This window comes from Hyphomonas atlantica corrig. (genome assembly GCF_017795365.1).
In the GTDB taxonomy this organism is placed as follows: Bacteria; Pseudomonadota; Alphaproteobacteria; order Caulobacterales; family Hyphomonadaceae; genus Hyphomonas; species Hyphomonas atlantica.
Map to the genome: position 1 here is coordinate 2020304 of NZ_CP051254.1, position 21061 is coordinate 2041364.

The window sequence follows — 21061 nt, forward strand, 5'->3', positions numbered from 1 at the left end:
AGACTAGTCGAACTGTCTGCCCAGCTACAAAACATGATTGGCTTGGCCGCGCGATGCCCAGGGGCACGCACCAATGCTGTGAGCGAAGTGTGGCTTCTTCGTCACGACGATTGATATTCCAAAGAAAATGATCCGCATTCTCAGGAATGCGTGTGTCATGCGATTGACTTGCAATAACATGCCTCGTAGGTGCCCTCTAGTATTGAGATGCATTCTCACATCTGTTTTCTAGAGGTTACATCATGAGTATTTCGAAGGTTGGCGCAGTCAGCACCGTCGCGCTTGTTATCGGCATGGCTGCCGCGTCGCCGGCATTGGCACAAAGCAGCGACGATGAGAGCCGTCAGGAGACCGTGATCGTCACGGGCACGACAGGTTCGTTCGGCGCGACAAAGAACGAAACGCCCATTGTTGAGACCGCACGATCGCTGTCGGTCGAAACGTCTGACATGTTCATCGACAAGGGGGCGCTGCGTCTCGCTGACACGCTGACCTATGTCGCGGGTGTGACCGCCGAGCCTTATGGCTTTTCCACACGGGGTGACTTCCCGTTCTCCCGTGGCCTCAGCATCCCTCGCTATCGCGACTCCGTTCAGGAATTGTTTGGCAGCTATAATTCGACCCGCGCCGACGTTTACACGATTGAGCAGGTCGAGGTTCTGAAAGGGCCCGCCTCTGTCCTTTACGGTCAAGGATCCCCTGGCGGGATCGCAAACTATGTTTCCAAGACTCCTCAGGAAGATTTCGGTGGTGAAATCGCTGCGGAGCTCGGCAACTTTGATCGCTACCAGATCGCAGGTGACGTGACCGGGCCAGTAGCTGGATCGGACGGAAAGCTGCTTTATCGTGTCGTTGGCGTCTATCGCGATACGGGTACACAGATTGACGAAGTCGACGAGACCACCACGGTTTTCATGCCATCCCTTTCCTGGCTACCGACACCTGATACGAAGTTCACAATCATCGGCTTGCTGCAGGAGACTGACAGCGACGCGGCCGCCCAGTTCATTCCGATTGAAGGGACGCTGGAGCCTCACAATGTGACGGGCGAGTTCATCGACACGGACGTCTATGTCGGCGAGCCTGGTTTCAATCGGTACGACACAGATTCCCAGCAGGTCACCTTGCTGGCTGAGCATCGCATCAATGATGTGTTCAAACTCGAAGCAACCGCCCTGTGGCGCTCTGGTGAGGCCGACTACCATCAAGCATGGCCAACATTCACAGGTGCCAGCCGCTATCTGAATCAATATCTGGGCGCGCCTCTCTTTACCGAGACAACCGTAGCTCGAACCTTCTATCAGGGCGACAACACGTTTGATCAGCTGGCGAGCGATGTCCGCGTGCGTGCGGACTTCACGACGGGCGCGTTTGAGCATCAATTGCTTGCAGGCGTACAATATCAGGACGTCGAAACGGACAGCGATTCTTCGTACTATTTTGCCGGTGGCGTGTTGCAGGGCGATTTCAGCTATGTCTTCGACCTGGCAAATCCGGTGTACGGAAACTACCCAGACCAGGCCGTGTTTGACGCCATCTACAACGACAATCCGGCTTCTACAGTTCAGGATCTCGGCATCTATGTTTCCGACCAGATTTCCTACGAAAACTGGCGCTTCACGCTTGGCCTTCGTAGCGACAATGTCGAAAATGACAGCGGCACAGTCGTTCAGGATGATGATGCCATTTCAACCAGCGTCGGTGTGCTCTACCGGTTCGACAATGGCTTTGCGCCTTATGCGAGCTATTCGGAATCCTTCGAGACTGTCGTTGGTACAGACACGACGACGGGCAACCCGCTGAAGCCGCAAGAAGCGCGTCAATACGAAGTCGGCGTCAAGTATGAGCCGTCTGCGTTCCCCGGACTGATCACCTTGAACTATTTCGATATTGAGATTTCCAATCTCGGAAATCCGAACTCCCTGCCAGGGGCTGCCTCCCAACAGGAAGGCGTCGGCACGCTGAAAGGCTTCGAGTTCGAAAGCCATGTCCAGTTTGACACTGTGTATGTCCAGGCAGCGTTTTCGACACTGGACGCGGAAGATCCGAATGGCTTCCAACTCGCTGCTGCGCCTGAAACTCAAGGCTCGGTCTGGGCGACGTGGCGGCCGGATGGCCAGTGGACCGGCTTCAAGTCAGGTGCCGGCGTCCGCTATGTCGGCGAAACTGTCTCCGAGAATGGTACATTGCGTTACGTGACACCGGACTACACGCTGGGCGACCTGATGGTTGGCTATGAGTGGGACCAGTGGGACTTTGCAATCAATGCCCGCAACATCACCGATGAAGATTATCTGACCGGATGTCTGACGCGTGGCGATTGTTTCCCCGGACAACGCCGGACAGTTGTTGCAAGCCTTCGCTACAAATTCTAAGCCGAGACTCATATGAGCCCAACCGACTACATTTTCGCAACGCTCGCTGCCTTGGGCGGTCTGCTTGGCCTGGCGCTTCTCTACTCAGTGTGGCGCAAGCCGGGGCGTCCGGTGATGCTTGTGGTCGGTTGGGCTCTCGTGCTTTCGAGCCTCCTTGTCTGGTTCATGGTGAACATGGATCGAGGTGTTGCGCAGATCGCATCCATTTTGATGCTGGTCGTCGCGGGACTGATTACCTGGCCGGGCTTGTTGGGCACTAATGGAATGCATGCGCCAATACGCATCAGAACGATTGAAAACACGCCCCCACAGGCCGCATCAATTGTCCAAAAAGCAACAGCCGTCGGTTCGGGTATCTGGACGTTCCTGCTTGCAGGACCTGTCGCGGGCGTGATCTCATTTTATGCAGGAGGCGCGCTGTTGCGCGTCACGGTTCCGGAAACGGGCAATCCTGCAAACGCAGCGGTCGGAGCGTTTCTATTCAGCCTGGTTGCATGGGCCTTGCTGAGTACATTGTTGTTGATGGAACAGCGTAAACTGCATCGGACCCTCTATGCGCTTGGCGCGTGTGCAGTCGCATTGGCTGCAGCTTTCATTTAATTCGTCGGGACAAGCTCATGGCAAAAACGATCTGGCCAAAATCTTCCAGCGCACGTGTGGACTCTGCCTTGTCTGCGCACTCTGTGATGGGGTTGGTAATTAGCGCATTGCTGTTCGTTCTGTGCCTCAGCGGAACGGTCGCGGTCTTTGAAGACGAAATCGAGTGGTGGGAGCAAGCGAACACGCCGGTCGTACATTCGGTTGATCCTGCAATCGTGCAGTCTTCCGCCGATGAATTGCTGAAGCGCGATCCGGATACGACCCATTTGTACGTATATCTCCCTCGTGAGGATTGGCCGCGCTATGTCGTGGGCGGCGACAACGGGTCTTACGCCGTGAGTGAGACCGGGACGTTTGTTGCAAAGCTGGAAGCGCCGTGGAACGAATTCCTGATCGAGCTTCATTACTATCTCACCATGCCGCACAGTTTTGGCATCATAATCGTAGCGATATTTGGCGTGATGCTCGTCTCTATGGCCATTTCTGGCCTGTTGGCGCATCCACGCATTTTCAGGGATGCGTTCCGGTTCAAGCGTTCAGGTCAGGCGCGGCTGGCGCAAGTGGATTTGCACAATCGGTTGAGCGTCTGGACGACACCTTTCCTGGTGGCCGTGGCCGGAACTGGAGCGATGATCGGTTTGTTCGGAGTGGCGGCGCTCGTGTTCGCGCAGACAAATTATGGCGGTGATACCAGCAAGTTGAGCGAAGCCATCTTTGGCGGCGAGGTGCTTGAGCCGGATGAAACACCCGTGCCGCTGACGGGCGTGGACACGGCGATGATCAATCTGTCGCGCGATGTCGTCGATGCCAATCCGTTTCTGATCGTGGTGCATGAACCTGGACAGAAGAGCCAGCACATCCAGTTCTATAGCGACGAAACCGACCGCCTGATTTATGGAGAGACATACACTTACTCAACAGATGGCGAATTGCTCGCAACCGGTCACAATTCTGATGGTCCGGCAGGGCAGCAGATCGCGCTGTCGATGTATAAATTGCACTTTGGCGACTATGGTGGCCTCTGGATCAAGGCGGCTTACTTTGGTCTGGGGATCATGCTGTGCATCATCGTTGCGACGGGCTTGAATATCTATTTCCTCAAACGTCGGGAAAAGGGACGCTCGGCCCCTCGGCTTGAGGCGATGTGGAGCGGCTGGATATGGGGGAGCACCGCAATGCTGCCTGTGACGCTCACAGCCAGCTTGATGGGTATAGGTGTTGCCATGCTGATCGCGGTCTACTGGCTTGGGTCGATCCTGTTGGCCGCAGCCGCCTGCGTATGGCTGACGGCAGCGAAAGCAGGGCGACTTTACAGAGGGGGCGCTGGTCTTGCCATGCTGGCCGCGCCGGCGATCCATCTCATTCGCGGCGAACTGGTGTGGTCAAATCCATACGCGGTTGGCGTGTCTGTTGGCCTTGTTGTCATTGGCGCATTGTTCGTGTTCAGGGCAGTCGGCTCGTTCGTGGAGCTACCCCGCAGCGTGCGCGCCTCTGAGACTGAGGCGGCTTGAGGGCGCTATTCTTTCGTCTCAAGAGCCTGGAACCATGCGCCGTTTGGCCCCTGTAGGGTTACTGACTTGCAGCGTCCGATTCCGGGAAGGTTCTGTTCAACAGCTTCAACCTTTGCATGGTTCGAAACAGGAGCAATATCCTCCACCAATAGCGTGGCGCCCAATAGTCCACGAGCGGGAGGCCGGGCCGTTTCGAACACGGACGTCTGAGAGCCCGCGGGCAAGCCGTAGTTTATGATCCCAAAGTAGGGCTCACTGGTCTTTGTACCAACATTCCAGGCTCTTAGCTTCATGGAATCCGCACTGCCAACAAGTGCGTCAAAGCTCTCATCGTCAAGTCCATATCGATGAATCACTGTCAGGCCGAACACGTCTTCCAGAAAGGATAATGTGGGCTCCTGGTCCTGTACGGGGCCGGAAATGCTTTGGGGCTCGCTGACAAGTCTGTCACGAACCGTCGCAAGAGATTCAAACCTGTCAGGATCACCGCTGATAAGCGCGCAAACAACTCCGTCTGGTCCCCACAGGTGCGCTTCACGGAAGCGTCCTTCTGGTGTGTCATAGTCTGCGACTTCTGCTTTGAAGCGGAATCCGGATTTTTCGATTTCAGCCATGGCCGCATCAAGATCAGGTGCGTAAAAGTCGATCACTTTTAGGGCATTGCTATCGGAACCACGCGCCGGGTTCCGGATCTGGAAATCCGTACCGGGGGAAAATTGGATGAGCCTGACGCCAAATTGCGTTCCGGGCGTTTGAAGCGTGACTTCCAGACTTTCCTGATCCTGTGTTCCCCAGATTTCGGAGGTTTCCGGTGCGGTCCGTTCCAGACGACCAATTTCCTCAAGGCCGAATGCGGCGAAGAGTGCAATGTGTCGTTCTACGTCGCTCGACGAGATGATGGGCCCGTGAATGCGGAGAGTTTTCGGGGTTTGACTTGGGGAGGTCATGAAACCAGATCCTTGATCGGACTATAATGTGGAGCGCGTTTCGTTTGTCAGCGTGATCTTGAAGAGCTTGTCATCTTTGAACCAGTGCCATGTGCGAGCCCGGCTTTGGCCGTCTTCACTGATCTGGATCATCTCACAAACTCGAATGGAGGGGTCATTTGCATAGGTGAAGTTGAGATACACTGTCCGATCGTCGACCTCTTCCATCCAGCCGTCGAGGCGATCTTGCCATTCCAGGCGATTGTTCCTGTGATCTGCCTTCAGTGTTATGCGTGTCTCCCGTCCATCGCTCCAGGTGTTGCGGATATCGAGAACGAAGTCTGCATCTGCTTCGAGCGGAAAAGACGAATGCGTGTCGACCTGGTGCCGGTCTAGCACGTCACCTTCCGGAGTTATGTGGGTGTAGGTTCCTGTCCAGCTGCCACAGCCGCGCGCGAGTAAGGGAAAGTGCTGGGCGGTTTGATTCATGGCGGGAGGCTCCGTAGATTTTCCACCACGGTAAAAGGGTATAATGATATGTCAATTGATGGGGGCTTCTTTCAGGCCCTGTCAGTGGAAATCCCTGCTTCGAGGAATGACCCGGACGTTGCGCGGGTGGCGTCCGCCTGAGCGCTGGGGGGGCGGACCCTTGCGCTCCGGAATGGGGCGGGTGACCTCATCGGCGCGATCAAGGGCCTGCTTCAGCGGGTCTTGATGCGCGTCTTCGGACAAGCAGGCCAAGTCTCCGGTTCGGTCGATCAACTGATTTGCGACTATATGGGTAACATTGTCTGCGGTCTGGACCCGCCCCTTCACCAGCAGGATGCGCGCGCCCATCACCACAGAACGGAATCGCTCGAATACGTTTGGCCATACGACGAGGTTGGCGATGCCTGTTTCGTCTTCAATTGTAATGAAGCAGACATCGCTGGCTGAGCCGGGGCGCTGGCGAACCAGTACGACGCCGGCTGTCTGGACGCGCGCGCCATTTGCCAGGCTACAGGCCTCGCGTGTCGAAACAGCGCCCATCCGCTCATAGGCTTCGCGAAGGAAAGACATCGGGTGATCCTTGAGAGAGAGACGCGTGGTTTGATAGTCCTGCAAAACCTGTTCTGACGCAGGCATGATGGGCAATTGAGGGGCTTGTTCCTGGCCCTGCTCAGCAGCGTCCGCAGCTGCAAACAGGGGCAGTGTGTTGCCGCTGGCCTCGCCGCGTACACTCCACAGGGCTTCGCGCCGACTGAGCTGCATGGAGCCGAAGGCGTCCGCCGCTGCCAACAACTCCAATGATCGACGGCTGACGCGTGCGCGGCGGCGTATGTCGTCCGGCCGGTCATAGCCATGTCCCCGCGCCACCATCAGCGCTTCCATCTCGTCTTCGCGCAAGCCGTCAACTTGCCGAAAGCCGAGCCGTACTGCGCAATACCTGCCATCGGTAGGCTCCAGCGTATTATCCCAATCTGACAAATTCACATCAACGGGACGAATCTCCACGCCATGCTCCCGCGCATCCCGAACGATCTGGGCCGGAGCATAGAACCCCATGGGTTGGCTATTCAGCAGCGCAACGCAGAAAACATCCGGGTGGTGACATTTCAACCAGCTGGACACATAGACGAGGTGTGCGAAGGAGGCTGCATGGCTTTCCGGGAAGCCATATTCACCAAACCCTTTGACCTGATCAAAACAACGTGCGGCAAAGGCGGAATCATATCCCCGCTCAATCATGCGACCGACCATCATGTCCTGATAGTTTCCAATCGTGCCGACTTTTCGGAAAGTGGCCATTGCGCGGCGCAGGCCATTGGCTTCGTCGGCTGAAAATTTCGCGGCATCCATGGCGATCTGCATGGCTTGTTCCTGAAACAAGGGCACGCCCAATGTTCGGCTGAGGATGCGTTCCAGTTCATCTGGGGGGCCATGCTCTGGCGCTGGAGACGGGTAGGTTACAGTTTCCAGCCCTTTGCGGCGGCGCAGATAAGGGTGGACCATATCCCCCTGAATGGGGCCAGGCCGCACGATGGCCACTTCGATGACGAGATCATAGAAGGTGCGCGGGCGAAGGCGCGGCAACATGTTCATCTGTGCCCGGCTTTCGACCTGGAAGACACCCAGACTGTCGCCTTCGCAAAGCATGTCATAGGTCGCCACATCATCTTGCGGAATGGTGGCGAGCGAGAACTCCAGCCCCTTGTGCAATTGAAGCAGGTCAAATGCCTTGCGGATACAGGTGAGCATGCCGAGCGCGAGCACGTCCACCTTCATGATGCCGAGTGCATTGATGTCGTCCTTGTCCCATTCAATGAATGTGCGCTCATCCATCGCGGCATTCCCTATAGGGACTGTTTCGACCAGCGGCCCGCGTGTCAGGACAAAGCCGCCAACATGTTGAGACAAATGGCGAGGGAAGCCAATCAATTGCTGGGTCAGCAGGATGGCGCGGCGGATCATGGGATTGGCCGGGTCCAGTCCGGCCTGCCGGATCTGGTTCGGATTGATGGCGCTGCCCCAACTGCCCCAGACCGTTCCGGCAAGTGCAGAAGAAACATCTTCGGTCAGGCCAAGTGCTTTGCAGACCTCGCGAACAGCAGAACGGGGGCGATAGGAAATCACTGTTGCTGTCAGCGCAGCCTTGTGACGGCCATAGCGCTTGTAGACATGCTGGATGACTTCCTCGCGGCGCTCATGCTCGAAGTCGACATCGATGTCTGGCGGCTCCTTGCGCTCTCTGGAGAGAAAACGTTCAAACAGAAGGCTGGTCAGGGCCGGATCGACATTCGTGATCCCGATACAATAGCAGACTGCCGAGTTCGCGGCCGAGCCACGCCCCTGACAGAGAATGCCTTGCTCGCGTGCCCAGGCAACTATGTCGTGTACGGTCAGGAAATAGCGTGCATAGTCCAGCTCCTCGATCAGGGCGAGTTCCTTGTTGAGGGCGGCGCTGACCTTGCCGGGAACGCCCTCTGGGTAGCGCCAATGTGCGCCGCTCCAAGTAAGGTCAGTCAGGTGTTCCTGTGGGGTCTTTCCGGCAGGCACGGGCTCATCAGGATATTCATAGGCCAATTCATCGAGGCTGAACTGACAGCGATCCACAATCTCGACGGTGCGGCGCAAAGCAGGCTCAAAGCCTCTGAACAGGCGCGCCATTTCTTCCGGACTTTTCAGATGGCGTTCCGCATGGGCCTCCAGCTGATAGCCAGCCTGTTCGATGGTGCAATGCGTGCGGATGCAGGTGAGAACATCCTGCAGGGGGCGTCGCTCCGGAGTGTGGTAGAGGACATCATTTGTCGCAATGATTGGTACGCCGTGGCGCGCGCAGAAATCGGCAATGCGAGCGATCCGTTCACGGTTGCGGCCATGATAGGCATAGGTTGCAGCAGCGTAGACATTGCCCGGCGTATGCGCTGCGAAGCGTTCCAGTGTCTCTGCAAAGGTCGTGTCCAACCGTTCTGGTGGCTGGAAGATGAATACTTGTCCGTCTGCATGTGCGAGAATATCGTCCAGCGTGATCAGGCAGTCGCCCTTTTCCGCGCGCAGCTTTCCGTCTGAAAGGAGACGTGACAGCCGGCCATAAGCGGCCCGGTCAGTTGGGTAACAAATCAGTTCCGGGCCATCGGTTGGGACAAGGCGCGCGCCGATGAGAAGGCGTAGGCCAGCCTCTTTCGCTGCGATGTGCGCCCGCACGACGCCCGCGAGCGTATTGCGATCTGCAACACCGACGGCTGTGAGCCCGAGCTGTTTGGCGGTCAGGACGAGTTCCTCTGCGTGTGAAGCTCCACGCAGAAATGAGAAGTTCGTTGTGACGGAGAGTTCTGCGTACTCAGTCATGCAAAAAGACCGTGGACATACCATTCCGGTGGTCCGCCGCGACCATCTCCGTAAAGTCCTTCGCGGAACAGCCAGTATCGTCGTCCGGATGCGTCCTCGACACGGTAATAGTCCCGTGCGCGGGGCAGGAGTTTTACCGGTTCGGAGGGGGCGTCCAGCATGGCTTCGAGGTCAGCGCGGACATGGGCAATCTGTGCGGCATCCGCGCGGGGATCCATTTTGGGGGTTAGCCAGGGGCGGGCTTGCCCATCCAGTGAGGGGGGAGTTTGGGGGGCGGCGATATGAGTCCACCATTCTGGTGCTATGCGTTCTGGCCCGTCGGCGCGGGTTACTGTAAGCGGCACGCGTCGCCAGATGAAGCGCAAGGGCGGGCCGTCAGGCACTTCGGCCATAACTGTGACCCGTTCCGGTGAGGGTAGCAGGCGGATGGGTCGTGGCCCGGCAGTCGGGCTGGGTATGGCCGGAATCGGGGCGCTCCCGTCAAATCGCGCCTGAGGTTCGGCGCGCTCTGGCATGTGGCTTTCGCGGGGCTGGACCCGGCTGACCGCCCCCTCTCCAAGCCGGGCTGCGATCCGGTCGGCCAAGGCGGACAAGGCGATGGCGTCCATGTCGGTTGAGGCGAGATCGCCTGACAGCGCCATGGGGCTGGTTTCCATGGCGTCGGTGCGATGGGCTTCGAGCAGGAGGAGGTCTATGCCAAACCCTGGATCAATCGTGTCAATCCGTTCCCGGAACAAGCGGAGAATATGCTTCGGCTCACGTACAGGGCGGGCGGCTTTCACAGCGATGTCCGACCGGGAGCCATCTGATCTGAAAGCCGTAAGTAGGAAGCATCGTGCGCCGATCCCTGTGGCGCTGAGCGCTTCGCACACTTCCCGTGTTAGCTGTTCAAGGCCGATTTTGATAGCTTCGCTGGTGGCAATGGGCTCCGGACAGTTCAGCCGGGCTGACCGGAGTGGCATCGGACGCAGAGGCGCAAGGGGTTCATGGCGCAGGCCAAGGGCCTGATCGAGCCGGAGAAGCACAGCATCGGCGGCGGATCGCGATTGAAAACGCCGTCCCAACGCCTTGCGGTCAATACCGTAGAGCTGGCCAATCCGTGTCAGCCCGAACCGTCTTAGCAGGGTTTCGGCATCAGCAGACAGGCGCAAGGCGGCGACGGGCAGATCGGCAAGGCCAGCCTGTTCTTCGCCTTCCTTCAGGCAGGTGCCCGGCGCAGCGCGGGAGAGGGCCGAGGCTGCACCCGGTGTGCTGGCAAGACCCAATTGGTGTGGAATGGCATTCCGTTGCAACAGGCTGGAAAGCATTTCCATCATGGCGTGCTCACCGCCATAGAGGTGGTCGCATCCCGTTGTTTCAAGGATGAGTCCATCTGTGCCATCAATCGCGACAAGTGGCGACAATCGGATCATCCAGTCACCAAGGGCTGCGAGGGCCTTCGCATCGGCGACGGGGTCCAGATCCTCGGCGACGAGATTGGGCGCGCGGGCGCGGGCGTCTGTAAAGGCCAGTCCCTCTGTAACCCCCAATTGTCGGACAGGTTCATTGGCGGCCGCTACGCGCAGGCCCTTGGCGCCGTTTTCCAGCAGCACGAAGGGCTGGTGGGGATCAGGCGCTTTGTCGGAGATGGGACGGGCCGATCCGGTCCTGTGCCCACGACGGGCGCGTCGCAACCGGGTCAGCGGCCAATCCGGACACCACACGCAAAGATAGCGTTTCATCATCAAGCTCCAGATCAAAGGATTGCCCGGCCATGTGCGGGGCCTGGCGGGACCGTTCGAGCACAGCCTTCCAGCGGAGCGCTCCGGGGGCTTTCGGGTCGTAACGGTTCGGGGAGGACGGGCGGGGGGATATACGCCAACGGGCACTGGCGGCGGTGGCACCATCACGGCTGTAAGGCATTAGCAGAAGCACAGGCACGCCGTGGCGACCGGCGGCCAATGCCAAGCGACGAGATGCTGTGAAGTCGGTGTCTTCCAGTTCTGCGATAACAAGCGCTGCGACACCTGAGCGAATGGCTTCTTCAGTCGCCCAGAGGGTTTCGGAAAGTTTGCGGGGCGTGATTGTCAGGCAGGGGGATATATTTGTTGAGATCTCCCGATAGCCAGCTTGCAGGAGGAGACCATGAGACTGTTTCAGGCCGGCTTGGCGGATCCAGACAATCGGGCCTTTGCGATGCGCTCTGGCCGCGAGGGCAAAGCCCGTCATGGCGGCGAAATCCCCATGCGAGGCTTCGCAGATTTCATGCAGGCCTGCATCCCCCAGCCCGAGGGGGAAGGCCAGACTGGGCCGGTCCCGGGGGGGTGACAGATGAAAAACATCCTTCAGGGGAAGTGGTGCATGCTCCATATGTTCATTATTTGTTCTGCCGCAGAAGAGTCAACTGCGCGCCGCTGCTGAGGTGAAATTCCTCAGGCGTGAACGAAGATCAGGAGAAGGATAACGGGCAGGGCGAAGCCTACTGCTGTCAGTGGCCATGTGCTGTTACGGCGAGCGGCCTGCATCTGCAGTAGCCATAGACCAGTCGCGCTGAAAATGATCACGCCAATCGCGAACAGATCCAGAAATAACGTCCAGGCTATTCCCGTGTTGCGGCCCTTATGCAAGTCGTTGAGGTAGGCAACCACGCCGCGATTGGTCTTCTCGAACAGGACGTCGCCTGTTTCGCGATCGATGCTGACCCAGGCATCGCCACCGGGGCGGGCAATACTGATGTTGATGTCGTACTCGGTCCACTCCCCGGTGCGACCGATCAAATCGAAGCCAGTCTCAGACTTCAGGTAACGTGCCACTTCTTTCGGCAAAGGCAATTGTGTGCCGTCTTCCAGAGTCTCCTGAAGCTGGCGTGCCATCTCCTCTGGCAGCACGACTTCTCCCTCGACCACTTTTGGTTTTGCAGACAGAATTCCTGCATGGTTGAGAGTGATCCCCGTGGACGCAAACAGGATCATGCCGACCAGACAGACCGCGCCAGACATCCAATGTATTGTACGCACCTGACGCTTGACGAACATCTTGAAGGAAGCCCGCTTGGCAGCGGCGGCAGGAGAAGAGTTCATGGAGACAGAATCCGCTATTGATGTCGCGTGGGGAGGTGCGCGCCACTGTTGCCCGGCGTCGTAACACGGCCGGAAATGCTCTTGCAAGTCATTCGCATGAATTTGCTGCGATCATTACGTGCCTTTTATGTCGCGCACTCTATTGATCTGTAGAGGTTTCTCATCTCTGAGTTGGGTCCGAATGCGTTACGTTTTGTTAGATCAATGTGATCCTGCACATGCTGCAGCTGTCTTCCATCGTGAGCTGGGCATGTTGTGGCTGGATAGTGCAGATCCGGATCACCCATCGTCGCGATGGTCGTATCTTTGTGTGGCGCCGGTTTCGACCATGCGCCTGACCGCCCAGGCGACCGAAACTGAATTTGCTGCCAGCATGGATATGTTGCGCCGGTGGGTGACGGCACGACCTCGAACCCGAATTTCTGGCGGACCACCGTTTCAGGGCGGCGCAGCAGGCTATGTGGCCTATGATGCTGCGCCACTCTTCCATAGCCGGTTCCATTCGCGCCATGTTGCACAATCCGATATGGCGGAATTCAGTTTGTACGACACGCTCTTGGCGTTTGATCATGTGCAGGGAAAGACCTGGATTATGTCCGCTGGTCTCACGTCTCCTGATGAAGGCCAAAACGAAGATCTTGCAGATCAGCGAATATCGAAGGTATTGGCAGCGCTTGCGGGATCAGACGAGTTAGCCACCCCTGTGGCGTCGGTTAAATGGGAACGTCCTGACCGGGCTATCGACTACGTGAAAGCGGTTGAGCGTACACAGGAATACATATTGGATGGCGACATCTATCAGGCAAACATTGCCCAAAACTGGATAAGTGAGAAGTTGGGCGCAGATGATGCGTTTACCAATTATCTCGAGATGCGAAAGCGAACACCCGCGCCGTTCGCGGCTTTTGGTCATTTTGGTGGGCGAATACTGGCCAGCGCGTCACCGGAGCGATTGATCTCTGTGTCGGCTGATAGGCGTGTTGTCGCAGAACCGATCAAGGGGACGATGCGGCGGGCATCAGACCCGAAAGTCGACGCTAACATTCAGGCCGAGTTGTTGGCGTCCGAGAAGGACCGTGCAGAGAATATAATGATTACTGACCTCCTGCGGAACGATCTATCAATCGTGTGTGCGCCAGATTCGGTCAAGGTTACGTCACTCTGCAGGCTTGAGACATTCTCCAATCTTCACCATCTTGTCTCGACCATCGAAGGCGATCTGGCCGAAGACAAGGACGGCGTTGATTTGTTCTCAGCAGTGTTTCCTGGCGGATCTATCACAGGGGCGCCCAAATTGAGGGCCATCGAGATTATTGACGAACTGGAACAAAGACCGCGCGGCGCGTATTGCGGAGCGGTTGGGTATGTCGGCTTCGATGGTGCGATGGATTTCAACATCCTTATACGTACTATAGACCATCTTCCTGAAGAGAGCGTGCTGCTGGCAGGGGGAGGCATTACGCTGATGTCTGATCCGCAAGGTGAACTCGCCGAGTCGGAGTTGAAGGCGGAGCGGATAGCGCCTGGGCTATTTGCGCAAGAGAACTCGTCATGATCCTTGTTCTCAACAATCGCGATAGTTTTGTATTCAACCTGGCAAGGTATGTGACCTGTGCAGGCGCAGACGTGATGGTCATCGATAGTGACCGCGTCACGCTGAGTGAGATAACCGATCTGGAACCAGACGCGCTCGTGCTCTCACCGGGACCCTGTACACCGAACGAGGCCGGAATTTGCCTCGATGTCGTGCGCCATTTCAGCGATGCGTTGCCGATTCTCGGAGTGTGTCTCGGCCACCAGACGATTGCGCAAGTGTATGGCGGCAAGATTGTCAGGGCTGGTCATCCGAGGCATGGCCGCACGACAAAATTGTCCGTCCAGAGTGGAAAATTGTTTGAAGGGCTGCCAAGGTCATACGAGGTTGGGCTGTACAATTCCCTCGTCGCACAGTTTGATGAATTGCCCGACGAACTCATGGTGAACGCGGTATCTGCTGAAGGTGAAATCATGGCGCTTTCGCATATCTCGAAACCGCTCTTCGGTGTCCAATTCCATCCAGAGTCAATCCTGACCGAATATGGTGCGGAGTTGATTGGCAACTTCGTGCAACTCAGTAAGACGTGGCCTCGACTATGAACTTGTTTCAACCATCATCCAGTCCGGTTCATTCCGTTTCGTTCGATGTCAGAGACCGAGGGCTGTTGCTGGCAGACGGAGTGTTCGACACGTCCTTGGTAGTTCGTGGGCAGATCATGATGCGTGACGCGCATATTGATCGCCTTCTGGATGGCGCTGTCGCTCTTGGCATCCCTCTGCAACGCTCTCAGGTTGAGGGGGCGATGGACCAAGCTGCCCCGCCCGAATCATCCGGAGCGCTGCGCGTTACCGTCACGAGAGGCGCGGGCGGTAGAGGGCTGGCCGGAGAAGTGTCCGGTGGCGCGACAATTTTGGCGAATTTGACAGACTATGATGTTAGCGTGCCTTTGCCCGCCGTGCACGTCCAAGAGAGCGAGATTCTGCGCAATCCGACCTCTATAAATGCGCGGCACAAGACTTTGTCTTATACGGATAATGTTGTTGCTCTACGTGCTGCAGTCTCCTCCGGGTTTGGAGATGCGTTTTTCTTTTCGCCGGGAGGCAATCTATCCTGTGCGACAGCGGCAAACGTCTTCGTTCAGTTGGGACGAGATATCGTGACGTCACCCATTGATGACGGAGCCTTGCCTGGCGTGATACGAAATTGGGTGCTTGAGCGGGGATACATCGGCGAGTTTGTAGTTTCCGAAAGGTCAGTATCGCGCAGTGATTTGTTGGCTGCTGATCGCGTCTTCCTGACGAACAGCTTGCGACTGTTTCAACCTGTGTCGGGATTTGAGGCCACTCACTTTGAGCCGTTGCTGCCTGAAGGGTGTGAAGCGCTGCGGAGCCAGTTGATTGGTCGCTGACCCCGCAGTCGTCGCAATTAGGCCAGGGCTGCGGTAAGAGGCGTCAGATCTAGCTTCAGGCTTTCAGCCACCGCTTCGCACGTGACCTTTCCGTTCCATACGTTCAGTCCCGCTGTCAGATGAGGATCTGACCTCAATGCATCTTTCCAGCCCTTGTCAGCGATCCGCAGCGCATGTGGAAGTGTGGCATTGTTGAGGGCATAGGTAGAGGTTCTGGCGACAGCGCCCGGCATGTTTGCGACGCAATAGTGAACAATGTCGTCCACCACATAAGTTGGGGCGTCATGCGTAGTCGGCTTTGAGGTTTCAAAACAGCCGCCCTGATCGATCGCGACATCCACCATGACGGCGCCGGGCTGCATGATGGAAAGCATTTCGCGGGTGATCAGCTTCGGCGCTGCAGAGCCGGGTACGAGCACAGCGCCGATCACGAGATCAGCCTGCGCGATTTCCTGCTCGAGTGTGGCACGCGTGGAGTAGACCGTGTTTGCGCCTGCTTCAAAATGCGTCGCGAGGCGTTCGAGCACATCGGGGTTGCGGTCCAGAATGGTCACATCGGCATGCATGCCCACGGCCATTTGAGCCGCGTTGAAGCCAACCACACCGCCTCCGATTACGACCACACGGCTCGCGCGCACGCCCGGAACACCGCCGATCAGAACGCCGCGGCCACCTTTGGCTTTTTCGAGTGCAGACGCGCCAGCCTGCACAGCAAGTCGACCGGCCACCTGGCTCATGGGCTTCAACAGGGGCAATCCGCCTGTGCGATCCGTGACGGTTTCATAGGCGATGCAAACTGCGCCTGATTTCATCAGATCCTGGGTCTGTTCCGGATCCGGGGCGAGGTGCAGGTAAGTGAACAGGATCTGACCTTCGCGAAGCATGGCGCGCTCCGGTGCCAAGGGCTCCTTCACCTTGATGATCATGTCTGAGCTGGCAAACACATCTGTCGCCGTGTCCGCGATGTCAGCACCAACGGCGCGATAGGCATCGTCTGCAGCGCCAATGCCCATGCCGGCCTGAGTTTCGACTAGAACGGTGTGTCCACGCGCGACAAACTCGCTGACGCTTTCCGGGGTCAGGCCTACCCGAAATTCGTTATTCTTGATTTCCTTTGGAACGCCAATCCGCATGCTCGCAACTCCCGGCAGGTGATGTTACCTCTATTTTCGCGGATATCGTATATTTTATGCCCTAATGTCCAGAAAATTAGTATGAATTGTGCCGCGAGAAAAACTAATCTCCGAAAAATATTCTATTCGCTTGGTGTGCTTCCTGCTGGCTCTTTCCAAACTGCTAAGGCCCGATAGAGCGCCAGGCTGTTTAGCCCATGGTCCAGATTTGCCTGAATGAGTTGCTGTTGGGCGTCATAATTTTCGCGTTGAGCATCGAGCACGGTCAGATAGTCGTCCAACCCGGACTTGAACCGTTCCTGAGACAGATTCAGTGTCACGCTGGTATCCTCCGCCAGTTGTTCAAGCGCATCCAGGCGGCGCGAAATTGTCTCTGAGACCGCGAGTGCGTTGGCAACCTCCCGGAAGGCCTGCTGGATAGCGCCTTCATAGGTGGCGATGGCTGCGTCAGCGTTCGCTCGGGCGGCATCAAGGTTTCCTTGCCGGGCGCCGAAATCGAAAATCGGGATTGAGACGCTCGGCGTAAACGTCCAACCTGACGCGTAGTCGCCTTCGAACAGGTCCGAAATGTCGCCTCCTGCAACCCCAACACCACCAGACAAGGATACGGACGGGAAATAGGCGGCGCGTGCCGCGCCGATATTAGCGTTTGCAGCGAGCAATGTTCGTTCAGCCTGGATAACGTCTGGACGACGCAACAGAACCGAGGATGATTGGCCGACTGGCAAATTCAATTGTACCGGCGAAGGTGAGAGCGCCACGCTTGCCTCAATTGCCGGCGGCAGATCCGTGCCAACCAGATAACGGAGCGTATTGATGTCTCGCCGTACATTCGCTTCGAATGTAGCAGCCTGAGCCTGAGCAGACGCAACGGATGCGGAGGCACGTCGCAGGTCAATCTCACTGGCCGTCCCGGCGTCGAAGAGGGCCTGAGTGAGCTCCAAGCTTTCTTTCTGGCTCTCGGCGGTTTGTTGAGCAAGGCGCAACAATTCCTTGTCCGCACCCAGTTGGAGCCAGGCTTCAGCCACGGATGCAACGAGCGAGATCTTCGCCGCGCGTTCACCTTCTACGCTGGCGAGATAAGTCTGCAGTGCCGAGTCATTCGTGTTGCGGATGCGCCCGAAGAAATCGAGCTCCCATGCGGAAACACCAATCTGCGCGGATGTGCTGTCGCTGAACGTTGATGAGTACGCTGAGCTGTCATCAAAAGTGTCGCCAATCTGCGCATTGCCTGAGCCATTGAATGAAGGCCATAAGCCCGACCGCGCGGTGATGAGATTGGCGCGGGCCACTTCAACCGTCGCGGCGACCGTTCTCAAGTCGCGGTTCTGTTCAAGCGACAAGGCGATCAGCTCCTGAAGCTCTTCGGACTGGACGACCTGCTGCCAAGTCAGTGTCGAGGCTCCTTCCTGGGAAGGATCAGCAACCGGCAGTTCCGCCGGAACAGGGGCTACGGGGCGCTCATATTCCGGCGCCATATTGACACAGCCTGTGAGAACCAGCGCGCTGAGGGAAGCGGCGAGATAGTGGTGGCGGGTCATGCGGTCTCTCCAGTATTGGCAGGACGCTGGCCGCGAAGGCGCATGGTTACCTGACGAACGATGACATAAAACAGGGGGGCAAACAGCAGGCTGAACGTCATGGCGGCAATGACGCCACCAATCATGATCCAGCCCATCGCGTTACGACTTTCAGATCCCGCACCTGAGCTTAGCGCCAATGGCAGTACACCGAAGCCGAAGGCCAGGGATGTCATCAGCACGGGGCGGATACGAAGACGGACCGCTTCAATCGTGGCAGACACGACTTCCTTGCCGGTTTCTTCAAGTGTGCGTGCGAATTCGACAATCAGAATTGCGTTCTTCGAGGCTAGTCCGACCGTCATCAACAGTCCCACCTGGAAGAACACATCGTTTGCCAGACCGAACAGGTTTGCCGAGGCGACGGCGCCTGTAACGCCGAGCGGTGCAACGAGAAGTACCGAAATTGGCACTGTCCAGCTTTCATAGAGGGCCGCGAGGCAAAGGAATACGAAAAGCAGAGACATGATATAGAGCATGGTCGCCTGATTTCCGGTTTGTTGCTCCTGACGGCTGAGGCCACTCCATTCATAGGTGATGTCGCCCGGCAGCTGGTCGACCAGGCTGCCGATGAGGTCCATCGAAGCTCCCGAGCTCTGTCCGGGGGCTGGCGATCCCTGGATGTTCATGGCGGAAACGCCGTTGAAGCGCTGCAATTGGGGAGAGCCATAGCTCCATTCGCCGGATACGATTTCGTCCAGTGGAACCATCTCACCTGTATTGCTGCGTGCGAACCAGTTCGAGACATCGTCTGGCTGCATGCGGTCGTCTGCATCGCCTTGGACATACACGCGCTTGATCCGTCCACGATCCAGAAAGTCGTTCACATAGGTGCCACCAAAAGCGATGGACAGCAGACTTGTTGCGTCCCCGACCGAGACACCTAGGGCCTGAGACTTCTGGTAGTCCAGATGCATGTTGAATTGTGGGCCATCATCACTACCGTTCGGGCGTACACCCATCAGGCGCGGGTCTTGAGAGGCCATGCCGAGCAATTGATTGCGTGCATTGAGGAACTCCTCGTGGGACAGCCCGCCAGTGTTCTTGATGTATAGGTCAAATCCGCTGGAGTTGCCCATTTCCTGAATGGGAGGCGGAACAATCGGGAAGATGTTTGCCTCATCGATTTGGGAGAGGCCTCCAAATGCGCGGCCCGCAATAGCTTGTACAGTGTTTTCGGCACCGGGGCGCTCTTCCCAATCATTCATAGCTGCGAAGGCAATGCCATTGTTTTGGCCCGCCCCGACGACGCTGAAGCCGGCGACCGTGAAGAGGCCCTTGATGTTGGAACTTTCGTTTTCAGCATAATAGCCCCGAACTTCGTCAAGCACGGAAGCTGTGCGTTCAAGTGTGGCGCTTTCCGGTAGCTGAACGATGGTCATCATTGTGCCCTGGTCTTCGTCTGGGAGGAACGCGGTGGGCAAGCGGACAAACATCAGGCCGGTCAGGGTGATGATTATTGCGAATACGCCCAGCATGATCCAGCGCCGACGCACAATCCGGGTGACCGCCGCCTCATAGCCACTGGTCAGCTTGTCAAATCCGGCATTGAAGGCATTCGCGGGAGCCATGAGCCACGACTTGCCATTCCCGTGAGAAGGCTTGAGCAGCGTGGCGCAGAGAGCTGGAGACAGCACGACAGCTACAATTACCGACAAGGTCATGGCGGCCACGATTGTCACTGAGAATTGGCGGTAGATCACGCCGGCCGAACCGGGGAAAAACGCCATTGGAACGAAAACGGCTGAGAGCACGACGGCAATTCCGACAAGTGCGCCGGTGATTTGCTGCATGGATTTGACGGTCGCATCATAAGGCGACAATCCATCCTCATGCATTACGCGCTCAACGTTTTCGACAACGACAATCGCGTCATCAACCAGCAAGCCGATAGCGAGCACCATGGCGAACATGGTCAACGTGTTGATGGACATGCCGAATACCAGCAGCACGGCGAATGTTCCCAACAACACTACAGGCACGGCAATGATCGGGATCAATGACGCGCGGAAGCTTTGAAGGAATATCAGGATAACGACGAAGACCAGTGCGATGGCTTCGTAAAGTGTCTTTTCTACTTCGTGGATGGAGGTCTCGATGAAGGGGGTCGCATCCACCGGGAAGACGTATTCCATATCTGCGGGGAAATCTTCCGCGAGGTGGCCCATCGCTTCTTTCACTCGTTCGGCAGTGTCGAGCGCGTTTGCGCCAGTCGCAAGCGTGACGGCGAATCCCGTTGATGGATAGCCATTGAAGCGAGAAATGAAGGAGTAGTCCTGTGCGCCCAATTCAACTCGCGCTACATCCTGCAGTCTCACAGAGCCGCCAGCTGACGTCGTGCGGATAAGCAGATTGCGGAATTGTTCTGGTGTCGTCAGCAACGATTGCAATGTCACCGTCACATTGATTTCCTGGCCGGGTACTGAGGGCGCGCCGCCGAGGGCACCCGAGGCGATCTGTGCGTTCTGCGCCTCGATGGCTTGGACGACTTCAGACGGCGTCAGGCCGTATTGATTGAGCTTTTCAGGTTCGAGCCAAACCCGCATTGCGTACTGGGAGCCGAACACCTGGACATTCCCAACACCATCCAGACGACTGATCGTGTCGTAGATGTTCGATTGGACATAGTCGCCCAAATCCGTCTGATTGAATGTTTCGTTTGGCGAGTAGACAGCCGTTACCAGCAGGAAGCCCCCGCTCGCCTTGCTGACCGTCACGCCCTGACGCTGAACCTGCTCTGGCAGAAGAGGTGTGGCCAGGGAAATCTTGTTCTGTGTCTGCACTTGCGCAATGTCAGGGTCCGTGCCGGGCTCGAAGGAAAGCGTGATGGATGCAACGCCGTCCGAGCTTGAGGAAGAGGAAATATAGTCCAGTCCGTCCAGCCCGGTGAGTTGCTGTTCGATAACTTGGGTTACCGCATTCTCAACGGCTTCGGCTGAGGCACCGGGATAGCTCGCATTGATGCTTACCGTGGTAGGAGCAATGTCCGGATACTGCGCGACTGGAAGCGACCGAAGCGCCATCCCGCCCGCAAGCATGATAATGATCGCAATCACCCAGGCGAACACTGGGCGATCAATGAAAAACTTGGCCATGAGTGAGTA

15 protein-coding genes are annotated in these 21061 nt (G+C 57.2%); 6 read left to right on the plus strand and 9 right to left on the minus strand.

Translation table 11 applies throughout. The features are described from left to right. Nucleotides 1–242 precede the first annotated feature (242 nt). From HF931_RS09925 to HF931_RS09935, 3 genes are read left to right on the plus strand one after another with little or no spacing between them, the layout of a single operon-like run. Nucleotides 243–2375, plus strand: coding sequence for a TonB-dependent siderophore receptor (locus HF931_RS09925; protein WP_273239931.1), 2133 nt, complete (start codon nucleotides 243–245; stop codon nucleotides 2373–2375). A 12-nt stretch (nucleotides 2376–2387) separates the two neighbouring features. Then, nucleotides 2388–2975, plus strand: coding sequence for a hypothetical protein (locus tag HF931_RS09930; RefSeq protein ID WP_035554704.1), 588 nt, complete (start codon nucleotides 2388–2390; stop codon nucleotides 2973–2975). Between the two features lie 17 nt (nucleotides 2976–2992). Then, nucleotides 2993–4486 carry a PepSY-associated TM helix domain-containing protein gene (locus HF931_RS09935; RefSeq protein ID WP_051602868.1) on the plus strand — a complete coding sequence of 498 codons (1494 nt, stop codon included), beginning with the start codon at nucleotides 2993–2995 and terminating at the stop codon, nucleotides 4484–4486. A 5-nt stretch (nucleotides 4487–4491) separates the two neighbouring features. Here the strand turns inward: HF931_RS09935 and HF931_RS09940 are convergent, their stop codons facing one another. From HF931_RS09940 to HF931_RS09965, 6 genes are all read right to left on the minus strand, one after another. Further along, complete coding sequence (locus HF931_RS09940; protein ID WP_272982218.1) at nucleotides 4492–5433, minus strand: VOC family protein; 942 nt, start codon at nucleotides 5431–5433, stop codon at nucleotides 4492–4494. A gap of 21 nt (nucleotides 5434–5454) precedes the next feature. After that, nucleotides 5455–5901 carry a hypothetical protein gene (locus HF931_RS09945; RefSeq protein WP_035554709.1) on the minus strand — a complete coding sequence of 149 codons (447 nt, stop codon included), beginning with the start codon at nucleotides 5899–5901 and terminating at the stop codon, nucleotides 5455–5457. 81 nt (nucleotides 5902–5982) lie between these two features. Beyond that, on the minus strand, nucleotides 5983–9240 hold the full coding sequence (locus HF931_RS09950; RefSeq protein WP_035554711.1) for an error-prone DNA polymerase: 3258 nt from the start codon (nucleotides 9238–9240) through the stop codon (nucleotides 5983–5985). Next, nucleotides 9237–10961: a Y-family DNA polymerase gene (locus tag HF931_RS09955; protein WP_273239935.1), complete on the minus strand. Its 1725-nt coding sequence runs from the start codon at nucleotides 10959–10961 to the stop codon at nucleotides 9237–9239. Before HF931_RS09955 ends, HF931_RS09950 begins: the two co-directional genes overlap by 4 nt. After that, nucleotides 10849–11589, minus strand: a complete 741-nt coding sequence (locus tag HF931_RS09960) for an ImuA family protein (protein ID WP_273239937.1) — start codon at nucleotides 11587–11589, stop codon at nucleotides 10849–10851. Before HF931_RS09960 ends, HF931_RS09955 begins: the two co-directional genes overlap by 113 nt. Before the next feature lie 62 nt (nucleotides 11590–11651). Further along, nucleotides 11652–12299 carry a PepSY-associated TM helix domain-containing protein gene (locus tag HF931_RS09965; protein WP_273239939.1) on the minus strand — a complete coding sequence of 216 codons (648 nt, stop codon included), beginning with the start codon at nucleotides 12297–12299 and terminating at the stop codon, nucleotides 11652–11654. Between the two features lie 181 nt (nucleotides 12300–12480). Between HF931_RS09965 and HF931_RS09970 the strand changes: the two genes are divergently transcribed. From HF931_RS09970 to HF931_RS09980, 3 genes are read left to right on the plus strand one after another with little or no spacing between them, the layout of a single operon-like run. After that, nucleotides 12481–13854, plus strand: coding sequence for an anthranilate synthase component I family protein (locus tag HF931_RS09970; RefSeq protein WP_273239941.1), 1374 nt, complete (start codon nucleotides 12481–12483; stop codon nucleotides 13852–13854). Then, nucleotides 13851–14435, plus strand: coding sequence for an anthranilate synthase component II (locus HF931_RS09975; protein WP_035554717.1), 585 nt, complete (start codon nucleotides 13851–13853; stop codon nucleotides 14433–14435). The genes HF931_RS09970 and HF931_RS09975 overlap by 4 nt, the downstream gene beginning before the upstream one ends. Continuing rightward, the gene (locus HF931_RS09980) at nucleotides 14432–15244 is read left to right on the plus strand and encodes an aminotransferase class IV (protein ID WP_273239943.1); all 813 of its coding nucleotides are present in this window, start codon (nucleotides 14432–14434) and stop codon (nucleotides 15242–15244) included. Before HF931_RS09975 ends, HF931_RS09980 begins: the two co-directional genes overlap by 4 nt. A 17-nt stretch (nucleotides 15245–15261) precedes the next feature. Here the strand turns inward: HF931_RS09980 and ald are convergent, their stop codons facing one another. The 3 genes from ald to HF931_RS09995 form a co-directional block, all read right to left on the minus strand. Then, nucleotides 15262–16377, minus strand: coding sequence for an alanine dehydrogenase (ald, locus tag HF931_RS09985; protein ID WP_035554719.1), 1116 nt, complete (start codon nucleotides 16375–16377; stop codon nucleotides 15262–15264). 122 nt (nucleotides 16378–16499) lie between these two features. Further along, nucleotides 16500–17918 carry an efflux transporter outer membrane subunit gene (locus tag HF931_RS09990; protein ID WP_035554721.1) on the minus strand — a complete coding sequence of 473 codons (1419 nt, stop codon included), beginning with the start codon at nucleotides 17916–17918 and terminating at the stop codon, nucleotides 16500–16502. Further along, on the minus strand, nucleotides 17915–21052 hold the full coding sequence (locus HF931_RS09995; protein WP_035554722.1) for an efflux RND transporter permease subunit: 3138 nt from the start codon (nucleotides 21050–21052) through the stop codon (nucleotides 17915–17917). The genes HF931_RS09990 and HF931_RS09995 overlap by 4 nt, the downstream gene beginning before the upstream one ends. Between the last annotated feature and the right edge of the window lie 9 nt (nucleotides 21053–21061).